Source organism: Rhodoferax sp. GW821-FHT09E07, assembly GCF_059416145.1.
The window spans coordinates 91,858-111,014 of sequence record NZ_JBWKOP010000005.1 but is presented as its reverse complement, the minus strand read 5'-3'; the positions used below and the strand labels follow the sequence as shown (position 1 = coordinate 111,014).

Here is a 19,157-nt window from a genome sequence, read left to right as displayed (position 1 = left end):
ATGCACAACCACCTGCCCGAGCGCGCCTTCCACGCTGGCGAACAGGCCCTGCAAGCGCTGGTGGGCGTGCGCGAGCGCATGGCCGAAGTGGGCAAGGTGGTCATGCGCGACCACATGCCCGACCAGCACCGCATCTTCTTTGCACAGTTGCCCTTCGTCGTGGTGGGCTCGGTGGATGCAGACGGCCAGCCCTGGGCGTCAGTGCTGGCCGCGCCACCCGGCTTTGTGGCGTCGCCCAACGACCAGACCCTGACCGTGCAGGCCCTGCCGCTGGCGGCCGACCCGCTGCACGCCAACCTGCACCCGGGTGCCCCCCTGGGCCTGCTGGGCATAGAACCCCACACGCGTCGGCGCAACCGCATGAACGGCGGGGTGAGCGCATTGCACGGCCAGGGCTTTGCCGTGCAGGTACAGCAAAGCTTTGGCAACTGCCCCAAGTACATCCAGGCACGCGAGCCGGTGTACCTGGCACCCGACGCCAGCACGCCGCCCTCGGTGCACCGCGCCACGGGCTTGGACGCCACCGCACGCCAGATGCTGGCGCAAACCGATACCTTCTTCATTGCCACCGCCTACACCGGCGCCGACCTTGCGCAGCGCGGCCCCGCCCACGGCGTGGATGTCTCGCACCGCGGCGGCAAACCCGGCTTTGTGCGGGTGGACGGCAACACGCTGACCGTGCCCGACTTCATCGGCAATTTCTTCTTCAACACGCTGGGCAACCTGGCCGTGAACCCACGCGCTGGCCTGCTGGTGGTGGACTACACCACGGGCGACCTGCTCTACCTGGCCGCGGATGCCAAGATCATCTGGGACGGCCCGCTGGTAGACAGCTTTGTGGGGGCGCAGAGACTGTTGCGTCTGGAAGTACGCAGCATGCTGCGCATTGAGGCGGCGCTGCCGCTGAGGTGGGGTGCGGCGCAGTTGTCGCCGGTTTTGGGGGCTACGGGGAGTTGGGACTAGCTTGGCCTGCGGCGCTCGATGGGCCAGAATCTGGGCAACACAAGCCGTAGCCCATCCATGCACCTTCGACTCCTCGCCGTGATCACCGCACTGTGCGCTGCACACGCTAGCGCCGCGTCGCTTCAACCGGTAGAGGCCGGCCTCCAGCCCCTGTATGACCGAGTTGCCGCCCTTCAAGTTGAGGCGGAGGAAATCCATTTGAAATTGCAAGATGCCGGTTTAGACGGGGAAAGCCGTTCTGCAACCAGCCAGCGCTTGAAAAACGTCGAGGCAGAGAAGCGTCAACTCGAAGAGACCATCGCAAAATCAAAGGCACTCGCTCGATCACCCTTGGTCATGTTTGCGGGACCGGCAGAGTAGGAGAGCATCATCACTATGCTCAGCCTTCTTCGAAGCGGCGCAGCCCTTCTAACTTTTCTTCTTTTTCTCGCCAGCTTCCCTATTTTTTTGCTCTCACAAATATTCCCCGGCGAGGAAGTAATACCTGTCTGGGAGTTCGTAGTCATCGAATATGGTTTTCTGTCTGTCTTCGCCGCCGGTTTTGTTTTGATTACTTGGTGTGGCGATCGCATGCTGCGGTCGATTCGACTACGCATCGTGGGCGGGCTTCTGCTGGCGTTCCCTATTGGTATTTGTGCACTGCCCCTCGTCAGAGAACCCGGAAACTTCCATCCCCTCATCGTCCTGTTTTTGCTCTTGTTGTCTTTTTCCCTTCTATTGTTCTCAGCATTTGTGTTTCCTGCTTGGCTTAGGTACACCAGCGCTAGGGCTTCGCGGCCCGCTTCAGCAGAGGCGACGCCTGACAAGACCATTCATACATAAAACAAGCCTCCAGCCCCCGTAAATATTGCGCCAGCAGCTACAAAAACCGTAGCACCTAGAGCCGCCAGGCAACCGATTGCGCAACCCAGCGCCGATAATTGGGGGATGACCGCTTTCTCCTCTCTCCCCCTCTCCCCCGCCGTATTGGCCAACCTGCAGCTACTGGGCTACGAGTCCATGACGCCCATCCAGGCGGCCAGCCTGCCGATTGCGCTGGCGGGGCAGGACCTGATTGCCCAGGCCAAGACGGGCAGCGGCAAGACCGCCGCCTTTGCGCTGGCGCTGCTGGCCAAGCTGAATCCGCGCTGGTTTGCCGTGCAGGCCATGGTGCTGTGCCCCACGCGCGAGCTGGCGGACCAGGTGACGGTGGAAATTCGCCGCCTGGCGCGGGCACAAGACAACATCAAGGTGGTGACCCTGTGCGGCGGTGTGGCCACGCGCGGCCAGCGTGCCAGCCTGGAAAATGGTGCCCACATCGTGGTCGGCACGCCGGGTCGCATCATGGATCTGCTGGAGCGTGAATACCTGTCGCTGAAAAACCTGAACACCCTGGTGCTGGACGAAGCCGACCGCATGCTGGACATGGGTTTCTTTGACGACATTGCCACCGTGGTCAAGCAAACGCCCAAAGAGCGCCAGACCCTGCTCTTCTCGGCCACTTACCCCGAGGGCATTGCCAAACTGGCCCAGCAGTTCATGCGCGATCCGCAGCAGATCACGGTGAAGGCCGCAGTGGCCGAGAGCACGATTGAGCAGCGCTTTTATGAGGTAGAGCGGAGCAACCGGCTGGAAACCGTGGGCCTGGTGCTCAACCACTTCCGCCCCGTCAGCACCATTGCCTTTTGCAACACCAAGGCGCAGTGCAACGACCTGGTAACGCTGCTGCAAGGCCAGGGCTTTGTGGCCCAGGCCCTGCATGGCGACCTGGAGCAGCGCGACCGTGACCAGGTGCTGGCGCAATTTGCCAACCGCAGCTGCTCGGTGCTGGTGGCTACGGATGTCGCCTCGCGCGGCCTGGATGTGAAAGAGCTGGACCTGGTCATCAACGTGGACATCACGCCGGACGCCGAGGTGCATGTGCACCGCATTGGCCGCACCGGCCGCGCGGGCCAGTCCGGCCTGGCGGTTAGCCTGGCCACCATGAATGAGATGGGCTCAGTCGGAAAGATCGAGCAGTACCAGAACGCACCCTCGGTTTGGTTCAAGCGCGACGAGCTCACGCCTACCGGCAGCGGCCGCTTGTTGCCCCCCATGGTGACGGTGCAGATTGCCGGTGGCCGCAAGGAAAAGATCCGCCCCGGCGACGTGCTGGGCGCGCTGACCAGCCTGGACGGTGGCCCGGCCTACACCCGCGAACAGATCGGCAAAATCGCGGTCACCGAGTACTGCACCTTCGTGGCCGTGGAGCGCAGCATTGCCAAGGACGCCTGCGCCAAGCTCAACGCCGGCAAGGTCAAGGGCAAGAGCGTGCGGGCGAGACTCTTGTAGGAAAAAGCCTTACAAGGTTTACAGCGCGTGTCGGACTCCAGTTCCGCGGGTCTGTGACTACAGTTCATCCAAGCGCCAGTGTTTCTGCACAGCGCACGGAATCCACTGGAGAACTGCCATGAAAGACACCGCCACCGCACTCAACCCCTTCAGCCTGATGATGGAGCCTGAACTGGTTTTGCAAACCATGGAACGCTCCCAGCAGCTGCGCGGCCTGCGCCGCCACAAGCTGCGCCCGCTGGACAAGCCCCTGATCCCCTACACCAAGGAAGCGCTGGCCAACCGCGCCGCCTATGACGCCGCCATCGACGCCGAAGACCTGGAAGCCCAGGCCGACGCCTACCTGCTGAACTAAACCAGCCCCATTTCCCGCCCCAGGCAGGCGGGAGCGAAGCAGGATGGACTGATAATGTTTCGGTCCCTCTCATCCACCAAGGAAGCTTCGCAATGTCCCTCGCCCGTCTTGCCTCCCTGCGCCTTGTCGCCGCTGCCGCACTGGCCGCCTGCTCTGTGGCCGCTGTGGCCCAGTCCACCGAACCCGTGCGGGTCGGCCTGCTGAGCACCCTGTCCGGCCCCGGCGCTGGTTTGGGCGTAGACATCCGCGATGGCTTCCAACTCGCCGTCAAACTGAATGCAGGCAAGCTCGGTGGTCGCACCGCCGAAGTCATCGTCGCCGATGACCAGGCCAACCCCGACGTGGGCCGTCAAACCGCCGACCGTCTGGTCAAGCGTGACAAGGTGGACTTTCTCACCGGCATCGTGTTCTCCAACGTCATGCTGGCCGTGGGCGCCCCCACCTTCGCCTCCAAAACCTTCTACATCAGCACCAACGCCGGCCCCTCGCAGTACGCGGGCGAGCAGTGCAACCCCTATTTCTTCAGCGCCTCGTACCAGAACGACAACATGCACGAGGCCGTGGGCAAGACGGTGACAGACAAGGGCTTCAAGCGCGTGGCGCTCATCGCCCCCAACTACCCCGCCGGCAAGGACGCACTCACCGGCTTCAAGCGCTTCTACCAGGGTGAAGTGGCCTCTGAGACCTACACCGCGCTGAACCAGCTGGACTACAGCGCAGAGCTCTCCAAGCTGCGCGCCACCAAGCCCGATGCGGTCTACATCTTCCTGCCCGGCGGCCTGGGCATCAACTTCATCAAGCAGTTTGTCGGCGCCGGCCTGTCCAAGGACATGACGCTGTTTGGCCCCGGCTTCTCGGGCGACGAGGACGTGATAAAGGCCGTGGGTGAGCCCATGCTGGGCATGTTCAACACCAGCCAGTGGGGCCACGACATGGACAACGCCGCCAACAAGAAGTTTGTGGCCGAGTTTGAAAAGGAATACGGCCGCCTGCCCACGCTGTACGCCGCACAGGGCTACGACGCGGCCCGCCTGATCGACGCCGGCGTGCGCGACAGCAAGGGCAAGCTGGACGACAAGGCCACCGTGAAAAAGGCGCTGGAAGCCGCCAAGTTTGACTCGGTGCGCGGTGCCTTCAAGTTCAACAGCAACCACTTCCCCATCCAGGACTACTACCTGCGCGTCATCACCCGCGACAACAAGGGCCGCGTGACCAACCGCACGCTGGGCGCCGTGTTCAAGAACCACGCCGACGCCTACGTGGGCAACTGCAAGATGCCGGGCCTGTAAGCCACGCACCTGGTTCCGCACGATGGGGATTTTGTTGCTGGAGCAGGCCCTGAACGGCCTGCAGCTGGGGCTCATGCTGTTCTTGCTCGCGGCGGGCCTGACCTTGGTCTTCGGCATCATGGACATGGTGAACCTGGCCCACGGCTCGCTCTACATGGTGGGGGCCTACCTGATTGCCACCGTGTCGGCGGCCAGTGGCTCCTTCTGGCTGGGTCTGGGGACCGGCGTGGTCGCCACTGCGGTGCTGGGCATGCTGCTGGAAGTGACCGTGCTGCGCCGCCTGTACCGCCGTGACCATGTCACGCAGGTGCTGGGCACCTTTGCCATCCTGCTCATGTGCAACGAGGGCGTGCGCATGGTCTGGGGCTCCCAGCCCCTATCGCTGAACCCGCCGGCCGCGCTGGCTGGCCCGGTGGAACTGCTGCCCGGCTTTTACTACCCCGCGTTTCGCCTGCTCATCATTGGGGTGGGCATGGCCACGGCGCTGCTGCTCTACCTGCTGGTCACGCGCACGCGCATGGGCATGCAGGTACGCGCCGGTGCCTCCAACCGCGACATGGCGCTGGCCATGGGCACCAATGTGCAGCGCCTGTTCACCGCCGTGTTTGGCCTGGGCGCCGCGCTGTGTGCGCTGGCGGGTGGCATGCTGGGGCCGCTGCTGGCGGTGCAGGTCGGCATGGGCGAGAGCATCCTCATCCTGGCCTTTGTGGTCATCGTGATTGGCGGCATCGGCTCCATCCGCGGTGCGCTGGTGGGCGCGCTGCTGGTGGGCCTGGTGGACTCGGGCGGGCGCACGCTGCTGCCCATGCTGTTTGAGGCCGTGTTCAGCCCCCAGGTGGCAACGGACGCGGCGCCCGCAGTGGCCTCCATCCTCATTTATGTGCTGATGGCCACGGTGCTGGCCTTCAAACCGCGTGGTCTCTTCCCCGCCCATGGCTGATCCGCGCCCCGCCCCCAGCTTGCTGCAGCACAGCCTGAACCTGCGCTGGACACTGCCGTTGCTGGCCGCGCTGTGCGCCCTGCCCTGGGTGGCGGCCGCGCTGGGTGACAGTTTTTACGTGACGCTGGCCACGCGCATTCTGGTGTTTGCATTGGCCGCCACCAGCCTGAACCTAATCCTCGGCTTTGGGGGCATGGTGAGCTTTGGCCACGCGGCCTTTGTGGGGGTGGGCGCCTACACCGTGGGCATCCTCATGCAGCACGGCATCAGCAGCGCCTGGCTGGCCTGGCCGCTGGCCATGGCGGTGAGTGCGCTGCTGGCGCTGCTCATTGGCGCTATCAGCCTGCGCACGCAGGGCGTGTACTTCATCATGATCACGCTGGCCTTTGCGCAGATGCTGTACTACCTGGCCGTGTCGCTCAAGGCCTACGGTGGGGACGACGGGCTCTCGCTACCCGGACGCTCCACCTTGGGATTCGAACTCACCGATACCGCGCTCTATTACGTGACGCTCACCCTGCTGGTGGCAACCATCGTCTTCATCACCCGCCTGCTCAACGCGCGCTTTGGCCAGGCCCTGCAGGCCATCCGAGAGAACGAGGTGCGCATGGCTGCACTGGGCTACGCGGTGCTGCGCTACAAGCTCGTCGCCTTCACGCTGGCCGGTGCGCTGGCTGGTCTGGCGGGTGCGCTCTTGGCCAACCAGGGCAGCTTTGTCAGCCCGTCGCTCATGCAGTGGAGCCAGTCCGGCATTCTCATGGTGATGGTGATTCTGGGTGGCGTGGGCCATGCGCTGGGCGGCCTGGTGGGCGCCGCGGCCTTCCTGCTCATGGAAGAGTTTTTGGGCCATATAACCGAACACTGGCAGCTGGGCCTGGGCGCATTGCTCTTGCTCGTGGTGCTGGTGGCGCCGCAAGGCCTGATGAGCCTGCTGAAGCGGAGGGCGCCATGAGCACCGTGCCGCTGCTGCAGGTGAATGGTCTGGTGAAGCACTTTGGTGCACTGGCCGCTACCGACCACGCAAACTTGACGGTACAGCCGGGCCAGATCCACGCGCTGATTGGCCCCAACGGCGCGGGCAAGACCACGCTGATCCACCAGATATCGGGCGCGCTGCAACCCGACGCCGGCCACATCGTGTTTGATGGCAACGACGTCACCCGCCAACCCATCCACCGCCGCGTGCACCGCGGTCTGGCGCGCAGCTACCAGATCACCAACGTGTTCTTGCGTCTCAGCGTGCTGGACAACCTGGCGCTGGCCCTGCAGGCCGTGGACGGCAGCAGCCTGCGTTTCTGGAAAGCCGCGCATGCAGAGGCGCAGCGCATGGACCGCGCTGCCGCCGTGGCACGCCATGTGGGCCTGGACACGCGGCTGGACGCGCTGGCCGGTGCGCTCTCGCACGCGGAGCAGCGCCAGCTGGAAGTGGGCCTGGCGCTGGCCGGTGGCCCGAAGCTGTTGTTGCTGGACGAGCCGCTGGCCGGCATGGGGCCCGATGAGTCGCAACGCATGGTGGCGCTGCTGCACAGCCTGCGCGCGGAGACCACGCTGCTGCTGGTGGAACACGACATGGACGCGGTGTTCCAGCTGGCCGATGCCATCTCGGTGCTGGTGTTTGGCAAGCTGATTGCCAGCGGCGCACCCGCTGCCATTCGCGAAGACGCCGAGGTGCGCCGCGCCTATCTTGGCGATGAGGTCTGACAACATGGCCCCAGAAACCCTGCTCGCCATAACCGACCTGGACACCGCCTACGGCAGCAGCCAGGTGCTGTTTGGCCTGAACCTGCACATCGCAGCGGGCGGCGTGGCCACACTCTTGGGGCGCAACGGCATGGGCAAGACCACCACGGTGCGCAGCATCCTGGGCCTCACCCCGGCGCGCAGCGGTAGCATCCGCTTCCGCGGTGAGCGCATTGACCAGCTCAGCCCCGACCGCATTGCGCGCATGGGCGTGGCAGTGGTGCCCGAGGGGCGGCAGATTTTCCCCAACCTCACGGTGCTGGAGAACCTGACGGCCTTTGCCGCGCAGCGCAACGCCAGCCCCACGCCGTGGACGCTGGAGCGCATCTATCACCTGTTCCCCGTGCTGGAGAAGCGCGCCCGCAACATGGGCAACCAGCTCTCGGGTGGCGAACAGCAGATGCTGGCCATTGGCCGCGCGCTGATGACCAACCCGCACATGCTGATCCTGGACGAGGCCACCGAGGGCCTAGCACCGCTAATCCGTGAGGACATCTGGGCCTGCCTGGCCACGTTGCGCGCGCAGGGTCAAAGTATTCTGGTCATTGACAAATACGTGCAACGCCTGCTGCCGCTGGCGCAGCAGCACACCATCATCGAACGCGGCCGCGTGGTCTGGAGCGGCGACTCCACCACACTGGCCGCGCAGCCCGACCTCTGGCACCAATACGTTGGCATCTAACCGCAGGAACCCCACATGCCCAAGCTCTACCGCGACTTTGACACCCAGGCGCAAATCGACGCGCAGTACAACCCCTCCATCGCGCTGGCCGATGCCACCGCACCGGGCAAACACTTTGTGGCCCAGGCCACCAAGGCGCGCAGCACGCTCAAAAACCACCTGGACATTCCGTTTGGGCCCACGGTGCACGAGACGCTGGACATCTTTCCGGCCGACCAGCCCAACGCACCGGTGTTTGTATTCATCCACGGTGGCTACTGGCGCGCCATGTCGTCCAAGGACTTCAGCGGCGTGGCGCTGGGCCTGCAGCCGCTGGGCATCACCACCGTGGTGGTGAACTACGCGCTGTGTCCCTTTGTCACCATTGCCGAGATCACGCGCCAATGCCGCGCGGCCGTGGCCTGGACGCTGCGCAACATCGCTCAGTACGGCGGCGACCCCACGCGCGTGGCCGTGGGTGGCCACTCGGCCGGCGGCCATCTCAGCGCCATGTGCCTGGAAACCGCCTGGGACACCGACTACGGCTTGCCGCGCGACCCGCTCAAGGCCGCAGTGCTGATCAGCGGCCTGCATGAACTGGAGCCGCTGCGCTACAGCTACCTGCAGCCCATGATCCAGCTCGACGAGCAGACCGTGCGCCGCTACTCCCCCGCCGCGAATGTGCGCGCCTGCCCCACACCCACCTGGGTGACCTGGGGCGGGGCCGAGAGCAGCGAATTCGCGCGCCAGTCAGCGCTGTACCACGCCGCCGCACAAGCACTGGGCAACCCCACCGAGCTGCGCGCCGTGCCTGGTGCAGACCATTTCACCATCGTGCAGGAGCTGGAGCGCAGCGACAGCCCGATGGCGCAGTGGCTGAATCGGCAGCTGCGCGCCTGATGGATAGATAAATACGCCTCTAGCCCCCGTGAAATAAGCACAGGTAGCTCCTAAAAAAGGAGCTGCCCCTTTTCCAACGCGCCTGCGTCAGTCAACGGATTGACACAAAACTTTCACAAACGATCACTAGCATCAGCCGCTTCTTTACCAAGGAGTAGTGCATGCCTTCGATCCCGTTCCGCCTTCACCCTGCCGCCAGCGCCGCGCTGCTCTTGGCCCTGGGCCTCTCTGCCTGCGGCACCATAAACACACCCGACGGCCGCGTTGCCACGCTGGACGGCAAGCTGCCCTTGGTGATTGCGCACCGTGGCGCCTCCGGCTACCTGCCTGAGGAAACGCTGGAGGCTTACACCCGCGCCATTGAACTGGGCGCTGACGTGATCGAGATGGACATTGTGGTCACCAAGGACCGCCAGCTCATCACCCGCCACGACCCCAACCTGGCCATCAGCACCGATGTGGCCAAGCACCCCGAATTCGCATCGCGCAAGAAGACCATCCAGGTGGACGGGGAAACGCAAACCGGCTGGTTCAGCGACGACTTCACGCTGGCCGAGATCAAGACCCTGGGCGCCATTTCCACCGATGTGGAACGCCCCCAGGAATTCAACGGCAAGTTCAAGGTGCCCACGCTGCAAGAGGTGATCGACCTGGCCAAGACCCAGTCGACCAAGACCGGCCGCACCATTGCCATTTACCCCGAAACCAAGAACCCCAGCTACTTTGCGGCCCAGGGCCTGCCCATGGAAGACCAGCTGATTGCGCTGATCACCAAGGCGGGTTGGAACAGCAAGAGCGCGCCCGTGTTCGTGCAGTCGTTTGAACCCGGCAGCCTGAAATACATGAAGAGCAAGGGCCTGCAGACCAAGATGGTGCAGCTGATCGACGGTGACGATGTGGACCTGCGCACCGGCAAGGTCACCTACGCGCTGCCCAGCGACCGTCCCTACGACTGGACCATCATGGGTGACAAGCGCAACTTTGACGTGATGGTGACGCCCGAAGGCCTGGCCGAAATCAAGACCTACGCCGACGGCATTGGCCCCTGGAAGCGCTACATCATCAGCACCAAGGGCACCATTGGCGCCGATGGCAAGCCGGTAGACGTGAACGGCGACGGCAAGATCAACGACGCCGACACCACCAGCCTGCCACCCACCCGCCTGGTGGCCGATGCGCACAAGGCCGGGCTGTTTGTGCACCCCTTCACCTTCCGCAATGAGTCGCGCCGCCTGGCAGCCGATTACCAGAAGAACGCGATCGCCGAGTACACCGCCTTCTACCAAGCCGGTGTGGACGGCGTGTTCACCGACTTCACCGACACGGCCCTGGTCGCGCGCAAGGCGCTGGCCCAGTAAACCGCAGGCCCGGCCCTAGCGGCCGCGCCGACGGTTGGGCCGGTCGTCCTGGCCCTGCAGCCAGGCGACAAACTCGTCCATCGGCTGCGGCCGGCTGAAGCAGTAGCCCTGCAGCTCGTCACAGCCCAGCGCGGTCAGCGTCTGGGCCGTGGGAAGGTTCTCCACCCCCTCGGCCACCACCTTCAGGCCCAGGGTGTGGCCCAGCGCAATGACGGCGTGCACGATGGCCGCATCGGCGCTGTCGTCCAGCATGCTTTGCACAAACGACTGGTCCACTTTCAATTTGTCGATCTCAAAGCGCTTGAGGTAGGCCAGGCTGGAATAGCCCGTGCCAAAGTCGTCGATGGCGATTTGCACACCCAGTGCCTTGAGTGCCGACACCTGGGCCTGCGCAGCACCCGGGTTGTCCATCAGCTGCGACTCAGTCAGCTCCAGCTCCAGCTGGTGTGGCGGTATGCCACTGGCGCGCAACACCGATTCCAGCTGCCCGACCAGCTCGGGGTCTGACAGCTGCGCGACCGACAGGTTGACCGACAGCTCGAGCCCCTTGCACACGCCCTGCGCCTCCAGCGCCATCCATTGTGCGCAGGCCTCGCGCAGCACCCACAAACCAATCGGCTTGATCAGCCCGGTCTCTTCGGCCAAATGGATAAAGTGCCCGGGCGCCACCTGGCCCAGCATGGGGTTGTTCCAGCGCAGCAGGGCTTCTGCACCCTGCACGCGACGCGTGCGCGCGTTCAGCCGCGGCTGAAAGTGCAGGCTGAACTCGTCATTGGCCAGCGCCTGGCGCAGCTGGCCCTCCATGGTCTGGCGCGCCAGTACACGCTGGTCGGTCTCGGGCGAGAAAAAGCGCGCAGTGTCGCGTCCGGCGGACTTGGCCTCGTACATGGCCGCATCGGCACGGCGCATGAGCTCGTCCTGGTCGGTCGCGTCGCCCGGGTACAGCGCCACACCCACGCTGCAGGACACCGTGAGGTTGTTGCCGTCCACCAGCGCACTCTGGCGAATGGCGGGAATGAGCCGCTGGTTCACCATGGTGGCCAGCTCTTCGCGGCTCACCACGTGGCGCAGGATGACGACAAACTCGTCACCGCCCAGGCGGCTCACCGTGTCATCAGCCCGCACCGCATTGGTCAGGCGCCGCGCCACGGTGCGCAGCAGACCGTCGCCAATGTGGTGACCCAGCGTGTCGTTGATGAGCTTGAAGCGGTCGAGATCGATGAACAGCACGGCCACCTGCTCGCCGGTCACCCGGGCCTGCGCCAATGCTTCGCCCAGGCGCTGCTGGCACAGCGAGCGATTCGGCAGCTCGGTCAGCACGTCGTGCTGCGCCAGGAAGCGGATGCGCTCTTCCTTGGCCTTGCGGTCGGTGATGTCGATGGAGATGCCGATGTAGTTCACCACCTCGCCGCTGGTGGCGTTTTTGTGCACCGCCGACACCATGAGCCAAGCCGGGTAGGTGTCACCCGACTGCTTGCGGATGTGCACCTCGCCCTGCCATGCGTCCTTGTCTTCCAGGTCGGACCACAGCATGTCCTGCGGGCTGTCCATCACCAGCGACAGGTCATGGCCGATCACCTCGTAGAAGTCGAACGCCGTGCTGCGGCAGAACGCACGGTTCACGCTGATGATCTTGCGCGACTCGTCCATGATGATGATGCTCTCGCTGGACGCTTCAAACACCTTGGCCCACAGCTCCAGGCGCTGCTCCATCACCTTGAGCTTGTTGATGGGTGCAAACGCGGTCAGGATGGCATCGCGCCCCTGGAACTTGAGGCGGCGCGCCGACAACACGGCCCACGACGGCGTGGCCCCCCCCAGCCAGCGCACTTCAAACTCATCGACCGCATCAAAATCTGCCAGGCGCTGGAAGAAACGGCTGCGCACCCCGGCGTCCAGCCCGGTGCGCCAGGGGTCGCCACTGCTGTTGCCCAGCCAGGGCAGGGCCGGCGTGTTGGCGTGCAGCACTTCATGGTCGGGCACCGAGGTCACCACCAAAGGTATGGGAAAGGCCTCTACCAGCTCGCGCTGGGCCTCGGAGGCACGCGCACTGGCGGCCAGCTCCTGCTGGGCCAGACGGTCGCGGTCCAGTTGGGCCAGCATGCCGTTGAAGGCGCTGAACAGCTGGCCGATCTCGTCGCGGCTGTGCCAGGTGGCGCGGTGGGTGTAGTCGGCGGTGCGGCGCACCTCGTCGGCCACACGGGCCAGTGCCTGCAGCGGGCGCGCAATCTGGCTAGCCACCAGGTAGACCAGGCTCAAGATGCAGCCCAGCAGCAAAAAGGCCGTGCCCAGGTGCAGCCACATGCGGTGGAACAAGCCTTCCACCCGCGCTTCCAGCAACACTTGCAACTGTTCCACCCCCACACGCCAAGCGTCGTCCAGGGCTGACAACGCCTGTTGGTAGGCCTGGTCCAGCTCGGCCACTTGGGCCGCCGTGGGTTTTTCCTGTGCGGTGGCCTGCACCGTGACGGCAAAGGCGCGACCGGCTTGCAGCAGGCTTTGCCGGGTATCCAGCAGCGCGCCTTTCAGCTGGGGCGAGCCCGCCAGCCAGGCCTGCTCGTAATCCGACTCCATGCCCTGCAGTACGGCGTCCAGCCGGCCCACCAGGGTCAGCAACTGGGCCGTGGGGTTGGCGCCGCGCTGGTTCTGGCCCCAGTTGCGCATGAAGTCGCGGGTGTCAAACAGGACCTGCAGCAACTCGGGAAAGCGCAGCACCGTGAGCGACATGACGTAATAGCTGTCCAGATCCGGATCCAGGATCAGATTGGACTGGTTGCCCACAATGGTGAGCAGGTCACGGCCCTGGGCCAACAGCTGGGTTTTCTCACGTGTGCCGGCATTGCCTGCCAGCAAGGTCTGCAAGCGCTGCGAGGGCTCCGTGGTGTTCAGCTCGGCGTCGTGCTGCGCGCGGATGGCCTCAAAGTCCTGCAGGGCGGGTGCGGGTGTCGGCACGATGAACACGCCCATCAGATTGCGACGCACCACATCGGTATAGCTGGCGCCCACGATTTCCTTGCGCGCAAAGTCGATGGCCAAGTATTTCTCGTGGATCAAAATGCCCGAGACATAGATCACTGCGGTCAGGTCCAGCAGGTAAATGAGGGTGAGCTTGCGCCCCACACTCAAGCGGCCCAGCCACAACGGAATTTTCGACAGCATCAGGTGTCCTTCCCAACGAAGGAACACTCAAAGCAAAAAGCGCACCAACTTGGCGCAGTCCGGTTTTTACATATTGCGGCGGTACTGCCCACCCACCTCGAACAGCGCGCTGGTGATCTGGCCCAGCGAGCAGACGCGCACGGCGTCCATGAGCACGTTGAAGACGTTCTGGTTGTCGATAACGGCTTGCTGCAGCTTCTTGAGCATGGCGGGTGCGGCGTCGGAGTGGCGGGTGTGGAAGTCTTGCAGGCGCTTGAGCTGGTTTTGCTTCTCGTCATCGGTGCTGCGTGCCAGCTCCAGCTTTTCCAGCACTTGGTCCCCATGGGGGTTGCGGAAGGTGTTGACGCCGATGATGGGCAGTTCGCCCGTGTGTTTGAGCATCTCGTAGTGCATGCTCTCGTCCTGGATCTTGCCGCGCTGGTAGCCGGTCTCCATGGCGCCCAGCACGCCACCACGCTCGGCAATGCTTTCGAATTCCTTGAGCACCGCTTCTTCGACCAGCTCAGTCAGCTCTTCAATGATGAAGGCGCCTTGCGACGGGTTTTCGTTCTTGGCCAGTCCCCACTCGCGGTTGATGATGAGCTGGATGGCCATGGCGCGGCGCACGCTGTCTTCGGTGGGCGTGGTGATGGCCTCGTCAAACGCATTGGTATGCAGGCTGTTGCAGTTGTCGTAGATCGCAATCAGCGCCTGTAGCGTGGTACGGATGTCGTTGAACTGGATCTCCTGCGCGTGCAGGCTGCGGCCGCTGGTCTGGATGTGGTATTTCAGTTTTTGTGAGCGCTCATTCGCGCCGTATTTTTCTTTCATGGCCACGGCCCAAATGCGGCGCGCCACGCGGCCCATCACGGTGTACTCGGGGTCCATGCCGTTGCTGAAGAAGAACGACAGATTGGGCGCGAAGTCATCGATGTGCATGCCGCGCGCCAGGTACGCTTCCACAAACGTGAAACCGTTGGACAGCGTGAACGCGAGCTGGCTGATGGGGTTGGCCCCGGCCTCGGCAATGTGGTACCCGCTGATGGACACGCTGTAGAAGTTGCGCACATCGTGGTGCACAAAGTATTCGGCAATGTCGCCCATCACTTTCAATGAAAACTCGGTGCTGAAGATGCAGGTGTTCTGGCCCTGGTCTTCTTTCAGGATGTCGGCCTGCACCGTGCCGCGCACATTGGCCAGCACCCACTCACGGATCTTGGCGACCTCGGTATCCGTAGGCTGCCGGCCATTGTCGGCCTGGAATTTTTCGATGTTCTGGTCGATCGCCGTGTTCATGAACATGGCCAGTATGGATGGCGCGGGGCCGTTGATGGTCATGGACACGCTGGTGGACGGGCTGCACAGATCGAAGCCGCCGTACAGCACCTTCATGTCGTCCAGCGTGGCGATACTCACGCCGCTGTTGCCCACCTTGCCGTAGATGTCAGGACGGGGGTCGGGGTCGTTGCCGTACAGCGTGACGGAGTCGAATGCGGTGCTGAGCCGCTTGGCTGCCATGCCACTGGAGAGCAGTTTGAACCGCGTGTTGGTGCGGAAGGCATCGCCCTCGCCCGCGAACATGCGCGTGGGGTCTTCGCCCTCGCGCTTGAAAGCGAAGGTGCCGGCGGTGTAGGGGTAGCTGCCGGGCACGTTGTCCAGCATCAACCACTGCAACACTTCGCCGTGGTCTTCGTACTGCGGCAGCGCCACCTTGCGGATGGTGGTGCCGGAAAGGCTCTTGGTGGTCAGCGCCGTGCGGATTTCCTTGTCGCGGATCTTCACCACGTACTCGTCGCCGGCGTAGGCCTTCTGCATCTCGGGCCACTGGGCCAGCAGCTTGCGCTCGGCCGCGCCCATGCGCTCCTCGCGCTGCTGGGCCAGGTCATGGACCGCCAGCACTGCGCGTTCCTTGTCGGGGTTGGCCTCCTGCAACATGCGACCCGAGGCACGCAGCTGCTGGATCTCGCGCGCCAGTTTGGCCTGTTCGCACGCCCGCTTCTTGTAGCCACGCACGGTGTCGCTGATCTCCGCCAGGTAGCGCGTGCGTGCGGCGGGCACCACGGGGGTCTGGTTGCTGCTGTGGCGCACCAACACCTTGGGCAACATGCCGTCCTTGAGCGGCATGCCCAGGGCCTGCAAGCGCGGCAGTAGCGCCTGGTAGAGCGCGGTCACGCCGTCGTCGTTGAAGCGCGCAGCCATGGTGCCAAACACCGGCATCTTGTCGGCAGGCGTGGTCCAGGCTTCCTTGTTGCGCTGCACCTGCTTGGAGACATCGCGCAAGGCGTCGCTGGCGCCCTTGCGGTCGAACTTGTTGATAGCGACAAACTCGGCGAAGTCCAGCATGTCGATCTTTTCCAGCTGGCTGGCCGCGCCAAACTCTGGCGTCATGACATACAGCGGCACGTCCACATGCGGCACGATGGCGGCATCGCCCTGGCCGATGCCCGAGGTCTCAACAACGATCATGTCGAAACCCGCCACCTTGCACGCGGCAATCACGTCGGGCAGCGCGGCGCTGATCTCGGAGCCAAAGTCCCGCGTGGCCAGGCTGCGCATGAATACGCGGGAGCCTTGCTGCCATGGCGAGATGGCATTCATGCGGATGCGGTCGCCCAAAAGCGCACCACCACTCTTGCGGCGGCTGGGGTCGATGGAGATGACTGCCACGCGCAGGCTGTCATTCTGGTCCAGCCGCAAGCGGCGGATCAGCTCATCGGTCAGGCTGGACTTGCCGGCGCCACCCGTACCGGTAATGCCCACTACCGCTATCTTTTTAGTAGCTGCTTGCGCATGTATTTCGCGGGATAGAGCATCATTGAGCTTGGAAGCCTCGATGGCGGTGAGCAACTGGGACAGTGCGCGCCAGCTGGCCTCGGTATGGCCCTGGATAGCGGATAGGTCGGTGGGCGCCAGCGCGGTGATGTCCTTGTCGCAGCGCATCACCATCTCGCCAATCATGCCTGCCAGGCCCATGCGTTGCCCGTCTTCGGGGCTGTAGATGCGGGCCACGCCATAGGCGTGCAGCTCGCGGATTTCGGCCGGCACGATAACCCCGCCACCGCCACCAAACACCTGGATGTGCGCCCCACCCCGCGCCTTGAGCAAGTCCACCATGTACTTGAAGTACTCCACATGGCCGCCCTGGTAGGAGCTGATGGCGATGCCCTGCACGTCTTCCTGCAGCGCAGCAGTGACCACCTCGTCCACACTGCGGTTGTGCCCCAGGTGGATGACTTCGGCACCCATGCCCTGCAGGATCCGTCGCATGATGTTGATCGCCGCATCGTGCCCGTCGAACAGGCTGGCCGCGGTGACAAAACGCACCTTGTGCGTGGGGCGGTAGTTGGCCAGGGCCTTGAAGTCGGCGGACAGATCGGTCATGGGGGCGCTCGCAGAAAAGAGGCTGAAACGGCGAATTGACGTTTACGTAAACGTCAACTGTAAACCATCCCGCCCAACCCAGGCTTACGCATTTACCCGGCCCTCGTCAGCACCGGCAAATCCAGTACAGTGGCAAAGCGTGTTTACGCTTTGTTACTCGTCCACGGACCCGCCCCGCCATGCAACCGATCCAGCTCTTCGACCCGGCATCCAGCACTTACACCTACATCCTGTTTGATGAGGCCAGCCGCGACGCACTGATCGTGGACCCGGTGGACGAACAGCTGGAGCGTGACCTGGCCACGCTGCGCCAATACGGCCTCAAGCTGCAGTGGGCGGTGGAGACCCATGCCCACGCTGACCACATCACCAGCGCCGCGCTGCTGGCCGAGCACACCGGCGCCAGAACGGCAGCCCCTGCAGGTTGTGGCATTGGCACCGCCGCCGTGCAGCTAACCGATGGCGACACCCTGGCCTTTGGCGCCGAGAGCATCCGTGCGCTGCACACCCCGGGCCACACCAGCGGCAGCATGAGCTTCACCTGGCGCGACCACGTGTTCACCGGTGACACGCTCTTGATTGGCGGCTGCGGCCGCACCGACTTCCAGTCCGGCAGCGCCGAAGACTTGTACCGCAGCCTGACCACCGTGCTGTTCGCCCTGCCCGACGCCACCACGGTCTGGCCCGGCCACGACTACCAGGGCCGCACACGCACCACCATTGGCACCGAGAAGACCAGCAATGCGCGCGTGGCCGGCAAGAGCCTGGCGGAATTCGTGGCCATCATGGAAGGGCTGAATCTGCCGCGCCCGCGCCGCATCGACGAGGCCGTGCCCGCCAACCTGAGTTCGGGCGTGCGCCACGACGCGGGCAGTGCTGGTGCCACCGCTGCCCAGGCCGCCGCCGGGTATGCAGGCGATGTGAGCGCCGAACTGGCCTGCGCCTGGTGGCAGGCGGGCGAAGCCGTGCTGGTGGACGTGCGTACCGATGCCGAGCGCGAATGGGTGGGCTTTGTGCCGGGTGCCGTGGCCCTGGCCTGGAAACAGTGGCCCGGCATGGCGATGAATCCGCAGTTTGACGCTGGTCTGCTGGCCGCAGTGCCTGCCGGAAAGAAGGTCGTGCTGCTGTGCCGCAGTGGCGTGCGATCGGTTGCGGCCGCCAAGCGCGCCACCGAGCTGGGCCTGGAGGCTTACAACATCCTCGAAGGCTTTGAGGGTGATCCCGATGCCAACGCCCAGCGCGGCCACCGCGGCGGCTGGCGCCTGCGCGGCCTACCCTGGCGTCAGGGCTGAAGCCCGCACAATACTGCCCAGAGACATCTTTATTAGAACAACGCCATGACATTTCTTGCGCTGGATATCGGCAACACCCGCCTCAAGTGGGCCCAATACGCCAGCCCGCAGCCCGGTGCCGCCCTGCTGGCCCAGGGCGCCGAGTTTCTGGAGAACATTGACAAGCTGGGCGATGGCGCCTGGCGCGGCCTGCGCCCGCCCCGCCATGTGCTGGGCTGCGTGGTGGCCGGCGATGCCGTCAAGCGCCGCGTGCAGGAGCAGATGGACGCCTGGGACGTCACCCCGCAATGGGTAGTATCCAGCGAGGGAGAAGCCGGCCTGCGCAATGGCTACGACCACCCGACCCGATTGGGCGCTGACCGCTGGGTGGCCATGATTGGCGCCTACCACCGCATGCTGGCACACGGCGCGCCGCGCCCCATGGTGGTGGTGATGGTGGGCACCGCAGTGACCGTGGAGGCGATTGATGCCACAGGAAAATTTCTGGGCGGACTGATTCTGCCGGGCCACGGCATCATGTTGCGCGCGCTCGAATCGGGCACGGCCGGGCTGCACGTGCCGACGGGCGAGGTGCGCGAATTTCCCACCAACACCAGCGACGCCCTCACGAGCGGCGGCACCTACGCCATTGCCGGCGCGGTGGAGCGCATGGTGCAACACGTGAGCGCCCACTGCGGCGCTGAGCCCACTTGTATCATGACCGGCGGTGCAGGCTGGAAGATGGCCCCTAGCATGACACGCCCGTTTGAACTGGTGGACAACCTGATTTTTGACGGCCTGCTACAGATGGCACAAGGCCGCTACCAGCCCGCAACGCAGGCCTGACGTTT

The 19,157-nt window shown here is 64.4% G+C and carries 16 protein-coding genes and 1 pseudogene; 15 read left to right on the top strand and 2 right to left on the bottom strand.

The window, feature by feature from the left end:
• The 12 genes from AC07OE_RS10970 (at nt 1) to AC07OE_RS10915 (ending at nt 10,516) form a co-directional block, all read left to right on the top strand.
• Complete coding sequence (locus AC07OE_RS10970) at nt 1-963, top strand: pyridoxamine 5'-phosphate oxidase family protein (protein ID WP_495070597.1); 963 nt, start codon at nt 1-3, stop codon at nt 961-963.
• 78 nt (nt 964-1,041) lie between these two features.
• The gene (locus AC07OE_RS10965) at nt 1,042-1,323 is read left to right on the top strand and encodes a hypothetical protein (RefSeq protein WP_495070596.1); all 282 of its coding nucleotides are present in this window, start codon (nt 1,042-1,044) and stop codon (nt 1,321-1,323) included.
• Between the two features lie 15 nt (nt 1,324-1,338).
• The gene (locus AC07OE_RS10960) at nt 1,339-1,785 is read left to right on the top strand and encodes a hypothetical protein (RefSeq protein WP_495070595.1); all 447 of its coding nucleotides are present in this window, start codon (nt 1,339-1,341) and stop codon (nt 1,783-1,785) included.
• 105 nt (nt 1,786-1,890) lie between these two features.
• Nucleotides 1,891-3,273, top strand: coding sequence for an ATP-dependent RNA helicase DbpA (gene dbpA / locus AC07OE_RS10955; RefSeq protein ID WP_495070594.1), 1,383 nt, complete (start codon nt 1,891-1,893; stop codon nt 3,271-3,273).
• A 118-nt stretch (nt 3,274-3,391) separates the two neighbouring features.
• On the top strand, nt 3,392-3,628 hold the full coding sequence (locus tag AC07OE_RS10950) for a hypothetical protein (protein ID WP_495070593.1): 237 nt from the start codon (nt 3,392-3,394) through the stop codon (nt 3,626-3,628).
• Nucleotides 3,629-3,720: 92 nt separating this feature from the next.
• The gene (locus AC07OE_RS10945; RefSeq protein WP_495070592.1) at nt 3,721-4,917 is read left to right on the top strand and encodes an ABC transporter substrate-binding protein; all 1,197 of its coding nucleotides are present in this window, start codon (nt 3,721-3,723) and stop codon (nt 4,915-4,917) included.
• Nucleotides 4,918-4,939: 22 nt separating this feature from the next.
• Nucleotides 4,940-5,857, top strand: coding sequence for a branched-chain amino acid ABC transporter permease (locus tag AC07OE_RS10940; protein ID WP_495070591.1), 918 nt, complete (start codon nt 4,940-4,942; stop codon nt 5,855-5,857).
• Nucleotides 5,850-6,809, top strand: a complete 960-nt coding sequence (locus AC07OE_RS10935; protein ID WP_495070590.1) for a branched-chain amino acid ABC transporter permease — start codon at nt 5,850-5,852, stop codon at nt 6,807-6,809. The genes AC07OE_RS10940 and AC07OE_RS10935 overlap by 8 nt, the downstream gene beginning before the upstream one ends.
• The gene (locus AC07OE_RS10930) at nt 6,806-7,558 is read left to right on the top strand and encodes an ABC transporter ATP-binding protein (RefSeq protein WP_495070589.1); all 753 of its coding nucleotides are present in this window, start codon (nt 6,806-6,808) and stop codon (nt 7,556-7,558) included. The genes AC07OE_RS10935 and AC07OE_RS10930 overlap by 4 nt, the downstream gene beginning before the upstream one ends.
• Before the next feature lie 4 nt (nt 7,559-7,562).
• Nucleotides 7,563-8,279, top strand: a complete 717-nt coding sequence (locus tag AC07OE_RS10925; RefSeq protein WP_495070588.1) for an ABC transporter ATP-binding protein — start codon at nt 7,563-7,565, stop codon at nt 8,277-8,279.
• A gap of 15 nt (nt 8,280-8,294) precedes the next feature.
• Nucleotides 8,295-9,158, top strand: coding sequence for an alpha/beta hydrolase (locus AC07OE_RS10920; RefSeq protein ID WP_495070587.1), 864 nt, complete (start codon nt 8,295-8,297; stop codon nt 9,156-9,158).
• 161 nt (nt 9,159-9,319) lie between these two features.
• On the top strand, nt 9,320-10,516 hold the full coding sequence (locus AC07OE_RS10915; RefSeq protein ID WP_495070586.1) for a glycerophosphodiester phosphodiesterase: 1,197 nt from the start codon (nt 9,320-9,322) through the stop codon (nt 10,514-10,516).
• A gap of 15 nt (nt 10,517-10,531) precedes the next feature.
• Here the strand turns inward: AC07OE_RS10915 and AC07OE_RS10910 are convergent, their stop codons facing one another.
• Both AC07OE_RS10910 and icmF read right to left on the bottom strand, forming a co-directional pair.
• Complete coding sequence (locus AC07OE_RS10910) at nt 10,532-13,675, bottom strand: EAL domain-containing protein (protein WP_495070585.1); 3,144 nt, start codon at nt 13,673-13,675, stop codon at nt 10,532-10,534.
• A gap of 66 nt (nt 13,676-13,741) precedes the next feature.
• The gene (icmF, locus tag AC07OE_RS10905) at nt 13,742-17,035 is read right to left on the bottom strand and encodes a fused isobutyryl-CoA mutase/GTPase IcmF (protein WP_495070584.1); all 3,294 of its coding nucleotides are present in this window, start codon (nt 17,033-17,035) and stop codon (nt 13,742-13,744) included.
• Between the two features lie 179 nt (nt 17,036-17,214).
• Between icmF and AC07OE_RS10900 the strand changes: the two are divergent.
• From AC07OE_RS10900 to AC07OE_RS10890, 3 genes and pseudogenes are all read left to right on the top strand, one after another.
• Nucleotides 17,215-17,715 (top strand): annotated as a pseudogene (locus AC07OE_RS10900) (MBL fold metallo-hydrolase); the annotation flags it as partial.
• Between the two features lie 174 nt (nt 17,716-17,889).
• Entirely contained in the window at nt 17,890-18,327 is a 438-nt protein-coding gene (locus AC07OE_RS10895) for a rhodanese-like domain-containing protein (protein WP_495070909.1), read from the top strand.
• A 45-nt stretch (nt 18,328-18,372) separates the two neighbouring features.
• The gene (locus AC07OE_RS10890) at nt 18,373-19,152 is read left to right on the top strand and encodes a type III pantothenate kinase (RefSeq protein WP_495070583.1); all 780 of its coding nucleotides are present in this window, start codon (nt 18,373-18,375) and stop codon (nt 19,150-19,152) included.
• Nucleotides 19,153-19,157 lie beyond the last annotated feature (5 nt).